Origin of the sequence: Paraburkholderia bannensis, from assembly GCF_014200455.1 — a bacterium.
GTDB classification, from domain to species: Bacteria; Pseudomonadota; Gammaproteobacteria; order Burkholderiales; family Burkholderiaceae; genus Paraburkholderia; species Paraburkholderia bannensis_A.
Map to the genome: position 1 here is coordinate 142,374 of NZ_JACHBW010000010.1, position 14,571 is coordinate 156,944.

The 14,571-nt window shown below is 65.3% G+C and carries 12 protein-coding genes; 7 read left to right on the forward strand and 5 right to left on the reverse strand.

The window, feature by feature from the left end:
- Positions 1-12 precede the first annotated feature (12 nt).
- From F4827_RS18050 to F4827_RS18075, 6 genes are all read left to right on the forward strand, one after another.
- Entirely contained in the window at positions 13-918 is a 906-nt protein-coding gene (locus F4827_RS18050; protein WP_183725544.1) for a DMT family transporter, read from the forward strand.
- A 132-nt stretch (positions 919-1,050) separates the two neighbouring features.
- Entirely contained in the window at positions 1,051-2,250 is a 1,200-nt protein-coding gene (locus F4827_RS18055) for a PLP-dependent aminotransferase family protein (protein WP_183725546.1), read from the forward strand.
- 51 nt (positions 2,251-2,301) lie between these two features.
- Positions 2,302-2,766: a RidA family protein gene (locus F4827_RS18060; RefSeq protein ID WP_183725548.1), complete on the forward strand. Its 465-nt coding sequence runs from the start codon at positions 2,302-2,304 to the stop codon at positions 2,764-2,766.
- 21 nt (positions 2,767-2,787) lie between these two features.
- Complete coding sequence (locus F4827_RS18065; RefSeq protein ID WP_183725550.1) at positions 2,788-2,928, forward strand: hypothetical protein; 141 nt, start codon at positions 2,788-2,790, stop codon at positions 2,926-2,928.
- An 11-nt stretch (positions 2,929-2,939) separates the two neighbouring features.
- Positions 2,940-3,848 carry a PhzF family phenazine biosynthesis protein gene (locus F4827_RS18070; RefSeq protein WP_183725552.1) on the forward strand — a complete coding sequence of 303 codons (909 nt, stop codon included), beginning with the start codon at positions 2,940-2,942 and terminating at the stop codon, positions 3,846-3,848.
- Positions 3,849-4,318: 470 nt separating this feature from the next.
- Positions 4,319-6,679 (forward strand): EAL domain-containing protein, encoded by a 2,361-nt coding sequence (locus F4827_RS18075; RefSeq protein WP_183725554.1) that lies wholly within the window; start codon positions 4,319-4,321, stop codon positions 6,677-6,679.
- 46 nt (positions 6,680-6,725) lie between these two features.
- Here F4827_RS18075 and F4827_RS18080 read toward each other — a convergent pair whose 3' ends face one another.
- Genes F4827_RS18080 through F4827_RS18090 form a run of 3 tightly spaced genes read right to left on the reverse strand, consistent with a single transcriptional unit; the run spans position 6,726 to position 10,407 of the window.
- Positions 6,726-7,754 carry a histone deacetylase family protein gene (locus F4827_RS18080; protein WP_183725557.1) on the reverse strand — a complete coding sequence of 343 codons (1,029 nt, stop codon included), beginning with the start codon at positions 7,752-7,754 and terminating at the stop codon, positions 6,726-6,728.
- A gap of 23 nt (positions 7,755-7,777) precedes the next feature.
- On the reverse strand, positions 7,778-9,037 hold the full coding sequence (locus F4827_RS18085) for a Zn-dependent hydrolase (protein ID WP_183725559.1): 1,260 nt from the start codon (positions 9,035-9,037) through the stop codon (positions 7,778-7,780).
- A gap of 41 nt (positions 9,038-9,078) precedes the next feature.
- Positions 9,079-10,407, reverse strand: coding sequence for an MFS transporter (locus tag F4827_RS18090; protein WP_183725561.1), 1,329 nt, complete (start codon positions 10,405-10,407; stop codon positions 9,079-9,081).
- A 173-nt stretch (positions 10,408-10,580) separates the two neighbouring features.
- On the opposite strand from F4827_RS18090, the gene F4827_RS18095 reads away from it, so the two are divergent.
- Positions 10,581-11,531: a LysR family transcriptional regulator gene (locus tag F4827_RS18095; protein ID WP_183725563.1), complete on the forward strand. Its 951-nt coding sequence runs from the start codon at positions 10,581-10,583 to the stop codon at positions 11,529-11,531.
- 42 nt (positions 11,532-11,573) lie between these two features.
- Here F4827_RS18095 and F4827_RS18100 read toward each other — a convergent pair whose 3' ends face one another.
- Both F4827_RS18100 and parC read right to left on the reverse strand, forming a co-directional pair.
- Positions 11,574-12,032: a CopD family protein gene (locus F4827_RS18100; RefSeq protein ID WP_183725565.1), complete on the reverse strand. Its 459-nt coding sequence runs from the start codon at positions 12,030-12,032 to the stop codon at positions 11,574-11,576.
- A gap of 171 nt (positions 12,033-12,203) precedes the next feature.
- Positions 12,204-14,528, reverse strand: coding sequence for a DNA topoisomerase IV subunit A (gene parC, locus F4827_RS18105; RefSeq protein ID WP_183725567.1), 2,325 nt, complete (start codon positions 14,526-14,528; stop codon positions 12,204-12,206).
- Between the last annotated feature and the right edge of the window lie 43 nt (positions 14,529-14,571).

Sequence of the window (14,571 nt, forward strand, 5' to 3'; positions counted from 1 at the left end):
TGAATCACCACCATGAAAGCACGTGAAACCCAGGGCATGCTGCTCGGCCTCGTCGGCGTCATGATCTTCAGTCTGACCCTGCCGATGACGCGCATCGTCGTCCTCGAATTCCATCCGCTGCTCAACGGGCTGGGCCGCGCGCTCGCCGCCGCCGTGCCCGCCGCTTTGCTGCTGTGGATCCGCCGCGAAAAGCGGCCCACCTGGCCGCAGGTCAAAAGTCTCGCCGTCGTCTCGCTGGGCGTGATCGTCGCCTATCCGGTGTTTTCCGCCTGGGCGATGAAAAGCGTGCCCGCCTCGCACGGCGCCATCGTCAACGGCCTGCAGCCGCTCGCCGTGGCGATCTACGCCGCGTGGCTCTCGCACGAACGTCCTTCGAAGGCATTCTGGATCAGCGCGCTGATCGGCAGTGCGCTGGTCGTGGCCTTCGCGCTGCAGGCGGGCGGCGGGGCCCTGCACGCCGGCGACGCGTGGATGCTGGTGGCCGTGGGCATCGGCGCGCTCGGGTATGCCGAAGGCGCGCGCCTCGCGCGGCAACTGGGCGGCTGGCAGGTGATCTGCTGGGCGCTGGTGCTGTCGGCGCCCTTTCTCGTCCTGCCGGTGGGCTGGCTGGCGTGGGCGCATCACGTCGCGCACCCGGAACCGGTCGCGCTCAAGACCTGGCTGGCGTTCGGCTATGTCACGCTGTTTTCGCAGTTCATCGGCTTCTTCGCCTGGTACGCGGGCCTCGCCATGGGCGGCACCGCGCGCGTCGGCCAGGTGCAACTGCTGCAGATTTTCTTCACGATGGCGTTCTCCGCGCTGGCGTTTGGCGAGCAGGTCGCGCCCTCGGCATGGCTCTACGCTGCCGCCGTGATTGCCACCGTGATGGTGGGCAGGCGCGCCGCGATCCGCACCGCGCCTGTGCCGGCGCGCGCTTGAGCGGTTTTCGCGTCATAATCGAAGGTTTTGGCGGTCGCGGACAAGATCCCGCGACCGCCAGTCAGACTACGCAGATTCACTCGTTTCCCCGTACTTCCCGTCACATTCGCCCGACCCTAAAAAGGAGACCCCATGGACCAGAGCGATCTCAAGGCCGCCCCCGCGTGGCAACTGTCCGAGCGCGCAATCAAGCTGACCAGCTCGGCGATTCGCGAAATCCTGAAGGTCACCGAACGGCCCGAAGTCATCTCCTTCGCGGGCGGCCTGCCCGCTCCGGCCAGCTTCCCGGCCGAGGAAATGCGCGCCGCCGCCGATCGCATCCTGCGCGACGATCCGTCGGGCGCGCTCCAGTACAGCGCGACCGAAGGCTATATGCCGCTGCGCGAATGGGTCGCCGAGCGCCACTCGGTGAACGGCGCGAAGGTGCGCCCCTCGCAGGTGCTCATCACCACGGGCTCGCAGCAGGCGCTCGACCTGATCGGCAAAGTGCTGGTCTCGCCCGATAGCCCCGTGCTGGTGGAAACGCCCACCTATCTGGGCGCGCTGCAGTCGTTTTCGCTCTACGAGCCGAACTACGTGCAGGTGCCGACCGACGACAAAGGTCTGGTGACCGAAGGCCTCACGCCCGAAATCACGGCCGGCGCGCGTCTGCTCTACGCGATCCCGAACTTCCAGAACCCGACGGGCCGCCGCCTGCCGCTCGAACGCCGCCAGGCGCTCGCTGCCTTCGCGCAGACCTCGCCGTTCCCGGTGATCGAAGACGATCCCTACGGCGCGCTGCTCTACGCGGGCGAACCGCTGCCGACGGTGCACTCGATGGCGCCGGATCACGTCGTCCATCTGGGTTCGTTCTCGAAGGTGCTGGCTCCGGGCCTGCGCGTGGGCTACATCATCGCGCCCGAAGACCTGCACTTCAAACTCGTGCAGGCCAAGCAGGCGACCGACCTGCACACGCCCAGCTTCACGCAGCGCATCGTCTACGAAGTCGTCAAGGACGGCTTCCTCGACACCCATATCCCCAAGGTGCGCGCGCTTTACCGCGACCAATGCGAAGCGATGCTCGACTCGCTCAAGCGCAACATGCCCGAAGGCGTAAGCTGGAACCGCCCGGAAGGCGGCATGTTCATCTGGGTCACGCTGCCGCAACAGATCGACAGTATGAAATTGCTGGAAGAAGCCGTTGCGCAGAACGTGGCCTTCGTGCCGGGCGCGCCCTTCTTCGCGCGCGAGCCGCAACGGAACAAGCTGCGCCTGTCGTTCGTCACCGTGCCGCCGGCGAAGATCGAGGAAGGCGTGGCGAAGCTCGCGAAGCTGATCCGCGCGCGCATGTGATTTGACGCCCCATCGTCGACCAACCCGTTACCTGTACAAGGACTCCTGAACATGGCTGACATCAACATCTACGACCGTCTCGAACAGCTCGGCATCGAACTGCCGCAGGCCGGCGCACCCGCCGCCGCCTACGTGATGAGCGCACAGAGCGGCAACACGGTCTATCTGTCGGGTCACATCGCGAAGAAGGATGGCAAGGTGTGGACCGGCAAGCTCGGCGACACGCTCTCGACCGAGGAAGGCAAGGCCGCCGCGCGCTCGATCGCCATCGATCTGATCGCCACGCTGCACGCCCACACGGGCGACCTGAACAAGGTCAAGCGCATCGTGAAGCTGATGAGCCTCGTGAACTCGACGTTCGATTTCACCGAGCAGCACATCGTTACGAACGGCGCATCGGAACTGGTCGCCGACGTGTTTGGCGAAAAGGGCAAGCATGCCCGTTCGGCGTTCGGCGTCGCGCAGATCCCGCTCGGCGCATGCGTCGAGATCGAACTGATCGCCGAAGTCGAGTAAGCGTTCATGTCGATGCGGCCGGTGCGCGAGTTCGCGCCGGCGCGCCTCAGTGATCTCGAACCGCGCCGCAAGGTGCGGTTTTTTTTCGCCGCTTTTTCGCCGCTTTTTCGCCGCTTTTTCGCCGCTTTTTCGCCGCTTTTTCGCCGCGAGTTTTTATCCTGATAGTGCCGACCATGACTCTACGCAGCGTCCGCTTCAAACAGGTCGACGTGTTCACGTCGCAGCCTTTCAAGGGCAATCCGCTGGCCGTGATTTTCGACGCCGATGCGCTCGACACCGCGCAAATGCAGGCCATCGCGCGCTGGACCAACCTGTCCGAGACCGTCTTCCTGCTGGCACCCACCGACGAACGCGCCGATTATCGCGTGCGCATCTTCACGACCCAGGGCGAACTGCCGTTCGCGGGCCATCCAACCATCGGTTCGGCGCATGCGTTTCTCGACAGCGGCCGCACGCCGAAAACGCCTGGCCGACTCGTGCAGGAATGCGGCGCGGGTCTCATCGAACTGGCGCAGCAGAGCGCGGCACGCGCCGGCGATGATGGTGGCATCCCCGCGCAGTGGGCCTTCGCCGCGCCGCCCGCCACGGTAACGCCGCTGCCCGCCACCCAGTACGAGCCCCTGCGCGCCGCGCTGCGCTCGGACGCGATCGACTTCGAGGCGCAGCCGTGCGGCGTCGATAACGGTGCGCCGTGGATCGTCGTGCGTCTTGCGTCGGCGCAGGATGTGCTCGCGCTCGATATCGATTACGAGGCACTTGCCGCCGTGGCCGCAAGCGTGGGCGGCCAGGGTCTCGCGGCCTACGGCCCGCACGCCGCCAACGGCCCCGCCAGCTTCGAAGTGCGCTGCCTCATGACCGGCCTGGGCAAGGGCGAAGATCCGGTGACCGGCAGCGCCAACGCCGCCATCGCACTATTGCTCGCCCAGCAGAACCGCCGCCCCGGCGAGCGTTACACCGTGCGGCAGGGCACGGCGATGGGGCGCGACGGACGCATCTCGGTCAACTACGACGATGCAGCGGACAAGATCTGGATCGGCGGCGCGGCGCTGACCGTCGTGGACGGTTCGATTCAGATCGCATAAGTACGCGTGGCGTACGTGCATGCAGGCCCGCGCAGGGAACGCTGCATCCACGCGTCGCCGGGACAACGGCGGCACAGGATTTCGCGCGGACTTGGGCGTAACGGGCACCACCGGGCACGCCCCGGCGCGCCCGCTGCGCCAGCGGCCACCCCGCCCCTCTCCCTGCTCGCCGCGACGCTATGCCTGTCCGCGCGTCTATGCGTCGCACATCGAGCGTCGACGCCCTTGTTCCTCCAACTCGCGTATACCCGGGGGGGGACCGCTTCCTTAATCATTCCCCAACCATTAAGATCCAGACATCGGACGCAAAAGAGGCGTCCGCCGTGACTTTTTTTCCGCGCGTCTCGCGCTCCTTCCGTAGCCGTTTCGCATCCGATGCCGCCGATCCCACCGAGCGCCGTACTGACGTCCCGGCAGTCGTCCCGGCCGCCGCATCTGCGGTGCGGCAACCCGCATGCGCGGCGGGCCAGATGAGCACGAACTGGCGCCCCTTCGCACGCAACGCCACCTTGCGCGGCGCGCCCGATCCCGCTTATACGCGCCCGCGCACGCTGCTCGCGATTCCGCTGCTGGGCGTGCTGGTGCTGGTCCTGCTGTGGGCCGTGATCTTCACGCGCCTCTCGGTCGAAAAGGAAGCGACGCTGCGCGAGGCAACGGCCTCCGCTGCAATCCTTTCCGCGGCGCTCGAACAGCACACCGTCAAGGCGATCCATCAGGTCGACCAGATCACGCGCTTCGTGAAGTACGAGTTCGAGAAGACGCCCGATCACTTCAATCTCGCCACCACGGTCGAAAAAGGCGTGGTGCAAAGCGACTCGCTCGTGCAGGTGTCGATCATCGACGAGCACGGCAGGCTGGTCGCCAATACCGCCGACCCGAATCCCAAGCCCATCGATCTCTCGGATCGCGAGCACTTCAAGGTGCACGAGCACGAGAACGACGACCAACTCTTCATCAGCAAGCCGGTGCTGGGCCGCGTATCGGGTCACTGGACCCTGCAGATGACGCGCCGCCTCAATCACCAGGACGGCTCCTTCGCGGGCGTGGTGGTGGTCTCGGAAGATCCGGGCTACTTCACCAGCGACTTCTACAACAATGCGGCGATTGGCCGTGACGGCGTGATCGCCGTGATCTCGGATACCGGCGCCGTGCTCGCCCGCCGTACCGGCAGCGCCGAACACGCGTCAGGCGGGTTCTCCGCCAGCGGCGTCTATCCGATTTCGGAACATGTGTCCGGCATCTATGTCGATCCGATCGATCACGTGACGCGCATCGTTTCGTACCGCCATATCGACGGTTATCCGCTCGCCGTGCTGGTGGGCCTTTCGCAGGCCGAAGAATTCGCCGACTACAACCACACGCGCGACGTCTACCTGATGATGGCGACGTTCATCTCGCTCGCCATGCTGTCGTTCTTCGCGGTGGCGACGGGTTTGATCGGCAAGCTGCTCGGGCGCGAGCGCGAGATGTCGCAACTCGTGCAATACGACCTGCTCACCGGCCTGCCCAACCGCTATGCCACGCTGCAACGGCTGCGCCACGAAGTCTCGCAGCCGGGCAATCTCGGGCGGCTGGCGATTCTGTTTATCGACCTCGACAACTTCAAGACCGTCAACGACACGCTTGGCCACAACGCGGGCGACATCGTGCTGCAGATGAGCGCCGCGCGTCTGGCCGATGCGGTGGGCGGCGCGGGCACGCTCGCGCGTATCGGTGGCGACGAGTTCGTGGTGATCGTCAAGGGCGACGAGATCGAGAAGCGCGCCAGCACGCTCGCGGAAACCACCAACGCCGCCTTCACGCATCCATTCGATGTGCGCGGCAGCGCCTTCGTGCTGCATGCGAGCACCGGCATCGCCTTGTTCGCCGTGGCGCACGAAAGCGAAATCGATCTGCTCAAGAAGGCCGATCTGGCGATGTACGCCGCCAAGGAAGCGGGCCGCAACTGCTTCCGCTTTTACTCGCCGCAGCTCGCGCATCGCGCCGATCATCTGATGAAGTGGGAGCAGCAGTTGCGCGTGGCGCTGGCCGAAGGGCAACTGTTTCTCGCCTATCAGCCGAAGATCGATCTGCGCCGCCGCTGCATTACGGGTTTCGAGGCGCTGGTGCGCTGGAACCATCCGCAATACGGCCTGATCCCCGCGAGCGAATTCATTCCGGTGGCAGAATCGACCGGCCTGATCGTGCCGGTGGGCGACTTCGTCATCAGCACGGCCTGCGCGCAGCTTGCGCTGTGGCAGCAGCAAGGCTACGAGACGCTGTCGCTGGCGATCAATATATCGGCGGTGCAATTCTGGCGCGGCGATCTCTACGAGACGATTTCGCGCGCCATCGAGGAAACCGGCATCGCCGCGCACAAGCTCGAACTCGAAATCACCGAGACGGCGATGATGGAGTATCCGGAACTGGTCTCCGAGAAAATTTTCGCCCTGAAGCGACTGGGCGTGCGCGTCGCGCTCGACGACTTCGGCACGGGTTATTCGTCGTTGTCCTATCTGAATCGCTTCGCGGTGGACACGCTCAAGGTCGATCGCTCCTTCGTGCAAGCCATTCCCGCCGACCGCAGCGTTTGCGTGATGGTCTCGGCGATCGTCAATCTGGCGCGCTCGCTGGGCCTGACCGTGGTGGTGGAAGGCACCGAAACCGAGGAGCAGATTGCCTGGCTCGCCGCGCTCGGGCCGATCGAGGCGCAGGGCTTCCTGTTCTCGCGTCCGGTGCCGGTGGAAGGCGTGCCCGCGCTGATCGAGCGCTTTGGCGTGTGCGGCGATACGCCGGACGAGACCGGCGAGCAGCGCAACGAACGTTTGAGCGACACACAGCAGTCGCGTTAAACCCTGGCAGCGCGCTGAACGAGACAGCGCACTACCCTTCGCGCCTTTAGCGCGACCTCGCCCCCATAAAGCCGCCGAAGAACGCCCGCGCGTTGTCCTCCAGGCTTTCGAGGTGATAGCCGCCTTCCTGCACAATCACCGAAGGCAGATCGAGCGCGCCAATCGCCTGACCGAGCTTGCCGAAGCCTTCGGTGCTCACGGCCACTTTCGACTGCGGATCGTCCTTGTAGATATCGAAGCCCAGCGCCAGCACCAGTGCGTCGGGCTCAAATCGCCTGAGCACGCGCAGCGCCGCGTCCACCCGCTCGAAAAACTGCGCTTCGCTCGCGCCATGCGGCATCGGCAGATTGACGTTGTAACCCTCGCCTTCGCCCGCGCCGCGCTCCTCCTCGTAACCCGCCACGACCGGATAGAAGTTGGTCGGATCGCCGTGGATCGAGATGTAAAGCACGTCGTCGCGACCATAGAAGATTTCCTGCACGCCCTGGCCGTGATGCATATCGGTGTCGAGGATCGCCACGCGCCTGAAGCGGCTGCGCAACGACTGCGCCGCGATGGCCGCATTGTTCAGGTAGCAGAAACCGCCTGCCGCATCGGCGCGCGCATGGTGGCCGGGCGGACGGCTGATCGCGTAGCTCTCGCGCTCGCCATCGTTGATGCAGTGTGCCGCCGCCAGCGCGCTTTGCGCCGACCAGTAGGCCGCGCGCCACGTATTCTCACCAACAGGACAGCTGCCGTCGGCGAGATAGCGCGCCGCCTGGGCCAGCACGCCGCGCAGCGGATTCGGCTCGCGCACGAAAATATTCGACATCACTTCGTCGCCCCAATCATCGGGCATGCGTTTCCAGTCGGCGTGCGCCTCTTCGAGGAAGCGCAGATAGCTCATATCGTGCACCGCCGCGAGCGGCGCGGTGCCGAGATCGGCGGGCTCGCGCACGTCGAAGTCCAGCGAGCGTGCCGCCGCCGCCAGACGCGTGGCGCGCTGCGGCACTTCCTGCGGCTCGCGCATCTGGCCGCGCGACAGATAGGTGCACGGATGGTGCAGCAGTTGGTCGGGATGGAACCACGTTTTCATATTTCGTTTTCCTTAGCTTTTGCTCAGACCGCCACCGCTTCCGGCACGCGCACGCCCGCTCGCGCGGCGACCGCGTTGAGCAGCACATTGGCGCCCGCCGTCACGTCTTCGGGCAGCGCGTCTTCCGCTTCGTTGTGCGAGAGGCCGTCCACGCAGGGGATGAACACCATCGCCGTCGGGCAGTAGCGTGCGAGGTGGATCGCGTCGTGCCCCGCGCCGCTCACAATGCGCTCGTTCGAGTAGCCCAGGCGCTCGACCGCGTCGGCGACCAGCGCCACGCAGGCGGGATCGAACGGCGTGGCCGGGCTGGTCCAGCAATGCGCGATGTTCACGCCCAGGCCGCGCGAGCCGCCCACCGCCGCGCAGGCCGCGCGCAGATCGCGCTCCATCGCATCGAGTTGCGCATCGTCGGGATGGCGCAAATCGACGGTAAAGGTCAGATTCGCGGCGATGGTGTTGCGCGACGAATTGGCGATCTGCATCTGCCCGATCGTCACGAGGCCGAGCGGCGCGTAACGCGCCATCACGCGCTCGATTTCCAGCGCCATTTGCGCCGCGCCGAAGAAGGCGTCCTTGCGGTAGCGCATCGGCGTGGTGCCCGCATGCGCGGCCACGCCCGTCACGTGGACGTCGAACCAGCGGATCGCCTGGCCGCCCGTCACCACGCCAATGGTCGTGCCGTTCGCCTCCAGAATCGGGCCTTGTTCGATATGGGCTTCAAAGTAGCTGTCGATGGCGACGCCTTGCACCGGCTTCGCGCCGCGCGCGCCGCACGTATCGAGCGCCGCGCCGAGCGTCACGCCATCGGCATCTTCGCGCGCGAGGGCGTCGGCGAGCGTCATCGCGCCCGCGAACACCGCCGAGCCCAGCATCGCAGGCGTGAAGCGCGCGCCTTCCTCGTTGGTCCACGAGCAGATGTCGATGGGCTTTTCCGTGGTCGCGCTGACGTCGTTGAGCGCGCGCACGACTTCGAGCGCGGCCAGCACGCCGTAGACGCCGTCGAAGCGGCCGCCCTCGGGCTGCGTGTCGAGGTGGCTGCCCATCAGCACAGGGGCGGCGTTGGCATCGGTGCCCGCGCGGCGCGCGAACAGGTTGCCGATTTCGTCGGTCCACACCGTCATGCCGGCTTCGCGGCACCAGCGCGCGAACAGTTCGCGACCCTGACGATCTTCCTCGCTGAGCGCGAGACGGCGCACGCCGCCGCCCGCCGTCGCGCCGATGCGCGCCATTTCCGTGAGGCTCACCCACAGACGCGGGCCGTCGATTTGCAAGAGGTCTTTCATCGGTCCTTCCGTTTAGATCGAATCGTTGGTTGCGCGCAGGCTCAGTGCGAGCTGAGCGCCTGCGTAGTGGCTTCGTCATGCGCGTGCTGGCTGCGGCGCGCATCGAGTCCGACGATGCACAGCAGCGAAATCGCCGCGAGGCAGGTGTAGAACACCGCGAGCGGCCACCACTGTCCCGTGTAGCGATGCGCGAGCCACGTGCCGACCAGCGGCGTCAGGCCGCCCGCGATCGCGCCGCACACCTGGTACGAGAGCGAGATCGCCGAATAGCGCACGCGCGTGGGGAACACGCCCGACACGAAGCCCGCGATCACCGAGTAGTAGCTGGCCATGCAGACCACGGCGATGGCGATGCCAATCACCATCGGCAGGACATGGCCGCTTTGCACCAGCACGAACATCGGATACGGCGATAGCATCGCGCCGATGGCCGCGATCTTGAGAAAGCGCGCGCCGCCCAGACGTTCCGCCAGCCACGCCGCGAGCGGCTGCGAGAAGAACTGGATGAAGGCGACGATAAAGAGGCAGTCGAGAATCATCGACCGCGTGATGCCGACGTACTGCGTGGTGTACGCGATCATGAAGGTGTTGGTGAAGTACACGCCCGCGATGCCAATGGTGTTCGCGCCGATGCACAGCAGCACGAGACCCCACGAGGAACTGAACACTTCGGCGATCGGCAGCTTGGCGGTGCGGCGCTGATCCTTGAGCTTTTCGAATTCCGGCGATTCGTTCACGCCCAGCCGGATCATGATGCCGACGATCAGCAGCACGGCGGAGATGAGGAAGGGCAGACGCCAGCCCCACGAAAGAAAATCGGCCTTGTCGAGCGACGTGACCGAGCGAAACGCCAGCAACGAAAGAATCAGTCCAGCAGGCGAGCCCAGTTGCGCGAACGAGGCGAAGAAGGTGCGGCGGCCTTCGGGCGCGTGTTCGCCCGCCATCAGCACCGCTCCGCCCCACTCGCCTCCCACGGCGACGCCCTGCACCACGCGCAGCAGCACCAGCAGCACGGGCGCCAGCGCGCCCACCTTCGCATACGACGGCAGCAAGCCGACGCACACCGTCGCCACGCCCATCATCATCAGCGTGGTCATCAGCGCCTTCTTGCGGCCGATGCGGTCGCCCAGATGGCCGAAGATCACGCCGCCCAGCGGACGCGCGAAAAATCCCACCGCGAAGGTGGCGAACGACGCCATGGTGCTGACGAAGCGGTCTTCGGAGGGGAAATACAGCTCGCCGAACACCAGCGCGGCGGCCGTGGCGTAGATGTAGAAGTCGTACCACTCGATCATGGTGCCGATGAACGCCGCGGCGGCGGCGCGCACGGGCTGGCGTGTGGTCGGGTGCGGGGTGGCTGATAGGGCCATGAGGTGAGTCTCCTTCGGGGCGCGTGCGGTATGAGTGTGGTCGAGGCGCGGTTTGCGGCGCTAAAACAGCGCATTCGCCATGCAGGCTTTATCGCCAGCCAGAAAACATTAGTCAAATTTCGCGTTATTATTCAGCACATAAATCTGGCTAATATCTTGGACGGAAACCGCGCATGCGTGCCGACACCACCCGCTTTCTCAACGACCGGCTCGACTGGAATTTGCTGCGCACCTATCTGGCGATCATGCAGGAGCGCAGCCTGAGCCGCGCCGCCGCGCGCCTCTACGTGACGCAGCCGGCGGTCAGCCAGGCGCTCAAGCGCCTCGAAGATGCGCTCGGCCGCAAGCTGATCGAGCGGCGCGGCGCGCACTTCGTGCCGACCCAGGCGGGCGAAGAGGTGTATCGGATCGCCAACGACATCTACGGCAATATTTCGCGGCTGGAAACGGAGCTCGACGAGCGCACAGCCGATATCTCCGGCTCGATCCGCCTGCTCACGGTGAGCCGGATCGAATCGCGCGTCTACGACGAATTCCTCGCGGAATTCCACGTCGCCTATCCGCGCATCGAGTTGCAGATCGAAGTGATGCGCTCGACCGACATCATTTCATCGCTGCTGCAAAAGACCGCGACAGCGGGTCTGAGCCTGTGCCGCACGCCCGTCGACAAGCTGGAAATGCGCTGCTTTCTGCGCCAGCGCTACGCGATTTATTGCGGCCGGCATCACCGGCTGTTCGGGCTATCGCAACTGACGATGGAGGATCTGCTGGCCGAGAATTTCGTGTCGTTCACCAGCGACCAGATCGGCGACAGTCTTTCGCCGCTCACGGTGTTCCGCGATCAGCGCGGCTTTACGGGGCGCATCGTGGCATCGTCGCCGAGTCTCGATGAAGTGCGGCGGCTGATCTACGCGGGCTATGGCATTGGCTGCCTGCCGGAACATATCGTGAAGGACGATCTGGCGCGGCAGCGTCTGTGGCAATTGCCGCCGGAGGAAGGTCTCGCGGATGTGGATATCCACTTGCTGTGGCATCGCGAGCGAAAGCGCAATGCGGCCGAAGAGGCGTTCTTCGGCGCGATGGAGCGCTGCATGCAGCGCTATGCGCTCGCGCAGCGGCTGTAGGCAACGCCGCGCGAACGTTGCATCAACAACGATCAAGCAGCTTCAATACCCGCGCGCCAGCACCGCAACACCAATAGTCACGACGCCCAGCACCAGATTGATCATCACAAGGCGGCGCATCGACCCCACCGCGCGCGCGCCGTCGGGCCACTTCTGCGCCTGCACCGCGCGGCGAATGCGCGGGAACAGCGCAAAACGGATATGGCCGAACATCAGCATCATGATGACGCCCAGGCCCGCCATTGCGTGCAGTTGCCAGGTGGCATGGCCGCCGCCGAACTGCATCAGCAGGAAACCGCCGCTCAGCAGAATCAGGATGATGGCGATGCCCACCCAGTTGAAGAAGCGGCCAAACACCGATTCGATGAGCGGAAGCCGCAATTGCGGCGAGAGATCTTCGAGCGCGGGGCGCAGACAGAAGTGCGCGAAAACCATCCCGCCCACCCACACGGCGACGCTCAGCAGATGCACAAACAGCGCGATTTCGATCGCGTGACCCATGCTGATATTTCCTTGTACTTAAAAGATTTCCGGTGCGAACGCCCGGATGTAATGTGGGCGGCATTATTTCATGCCGCCCACGGTCGCGCACTGGACGTGTACGCCCGTTCACGGGCGTACGTTGGCTGGCTCCCGCTTTGGCTGGCCAGGCGTTGCCATGCGCAGGCCGCGTCAGGCCTGGCGCGGCAGCACTGGGCGCATGCCCGTGATGACCTTGAGCTTCGAGTCCGGCGCGCGGCCCTTGCGTGCCCGCTTGCCGATCTGCGGCGCGAGCACCGGACCGGCCATCAGGTCTTCGCCCGGCTTCTGTCCGCGGCCCGTGCCTTCCAGCACGACACCCGCCGCGTTGATCGCCAGCGCCTGCACGAGCGTCTCCTTGTCTTCGAGCTGCATCAGCGTGACGCCGCGACCGCCGCCCGAGAGCGTCTTCATCTCGTCGAGGCCGAACACCAGCAGACGACCGCCCGAGGACAGGCACGCCACCTGGATCGCGTCCGGCAGCATCGGCATCGGCGCGAGCGGCACGCTGCCTTCGTCGATCGTCATGAAGGCCTTGCCCGCCTTCACGCGGCTGACCATGTCGCCGATCTTCGCGATAAAGCCAAAGCCGTTGCTCGACGCCAGCAGCAGTTGCGTGTCCGCAGGTGCCGCAAAGTAATGCAGCAGATGCGAACCCGATTCGAGTTCGATCAGCGAGGTGACCGGCACGCCGTCACCGCGACCGCCCGGCAGTTGCGCCACCGACACCGAATACACGCGCCCATTGCTGCCCCACGCGATCAGCGTGTCGGGTGTGCGGCACTGGAACGCCGCGTACAGACCGTCGCCGGCCTTGAACGTGAAGCCCTGCTGGTCCAGACCGTGGCCCTTGAGCGCACGCACCCAGCCCTTTTGCGACACCACCACCGTGACCGGATCGTCCGCCACGCGCACTTCGAAGCTCGCGCGCTTTTCCTGCTGGATCAGCGTGCGGCGATCGTCGCCATACTGCTTCGCATCGGCTTCGATTTCCTTGACGATCAGGCGCTTCATCGACGCTTCGTTGGCAAGCAGTTCTTCGAGCTTCGCCTTCTCTTCGCGCAACTCGGCCAGTTCCTTCTCGATCTTGATCTTTTCCAGCCGCGCCAACTGGCGCAGACGGATTTCGAGGATGTCTTCGGCCTGACGCTCGGAAAGGCCGAACGCGCTCATCAGCGCCGACTTCGGCTCGTCCGACTCGCGGATGATGCGGATGACTTCGTCGATATTGAGGAAGACGATCATCCGCCCTTCGAGGATGTGGATGCGGTCGTCGACCTTGGCGAGGCGATGCTTCGTGCGGCGCGTGACCGTTGCGAAACGGAAGCCGATCCACTCGCCCAGAATCTCGCTGATGCCCTTCTGGCGCGGACGGCCATCGGCGCCGATCATCACGAGGTTCAGCGACGCGTTCGATTCGAGGCTGGTGTTGGCCAGCAGCGAATTGATGAACTCGCCCTGATCGATCTTGCTGGTCTTCGGCTCGAACACCAGACGCACCGGCGCGTCCTTGCCCGACTCGTCGCGCACGGCGTCCAGCAGACCGAGCATGGTCTGCTTGTTCTGCAACTGCTCGGGCGTGAGCGTCTTCTTGCCGAGCTTGAGCTTGGGGTTGGTCAGCTCCTCGATCTCTTCGAGCACCTTCTGGCCCGACGTGTTCGGCGGCAGTTCCGTGACGACCAGTTGCCACTGGCCGCGCGCGAGGTCTTCGATCTTCCAGCGCGCGCGCACCTTCAGGCTGCCACGGCCGGTTTCATAAGCCGCCGCGATTTCCGCTTCGCTCGAAATGATCTGGCCGCCGCCCGGGAAATCCGGTCCCGGCAGACGCTCCATGATTTCCGCGTGCGAAAGCTTCGGATTCTTGATCATCGCCACCGCCGCCGTCGCCACTTCGCGCAGATTGTGCGAAGGGATTTCGGTGGCCAGCCCCACGGCAATGCCCGATGCGCCGTTGAGAAGCAGCATCGGCAGGCGCGCGGGCAGCGTCCTGGGTTCCTGGAAGGAACCGTCGTAGTTCGGCATGAAATCGACGGTGCCCATGTCGATTTCGTCGAGCAGCAGCTTGGCGATGGGCGTGAGGCGCGCTTCCGTGTAACGCATCGCCGCCGCGCCGTCGCCGTCGCGCGAACCGAAGTTGCCCTGACCGTCGATGAGCGGATAGCGCATCGAGAAGTCCTGGGCCAGACGCACGAGCGCGTCATAGGCCGACTGGTCGCCGTGCGGGTGGTACTTACCGAGCACGTCGCCGACCACGCGCGCCGACTTCACGGGCTTGGCGTTGTCGGCGAGGCCCATCTCGTTCATCGCGAACAGGATGCGGCGCTGCACCGGCTTCTGGCCGTCGCAGACGTCGGGCAGCGCACGGCCCTTGACCACGCTCACGGCGTAGTCGAGGTAGGCGCGTTCCGCGTAGTGGCCGAGCGTGAGCGTGTCGCCGCCGTCGGCCGCGCCATTCGCTTCAACAAAAAGATCGTCCATGTTTCAATCAGTCCGTAATCTGTAGGGGCAGGTTGTGTAGAAG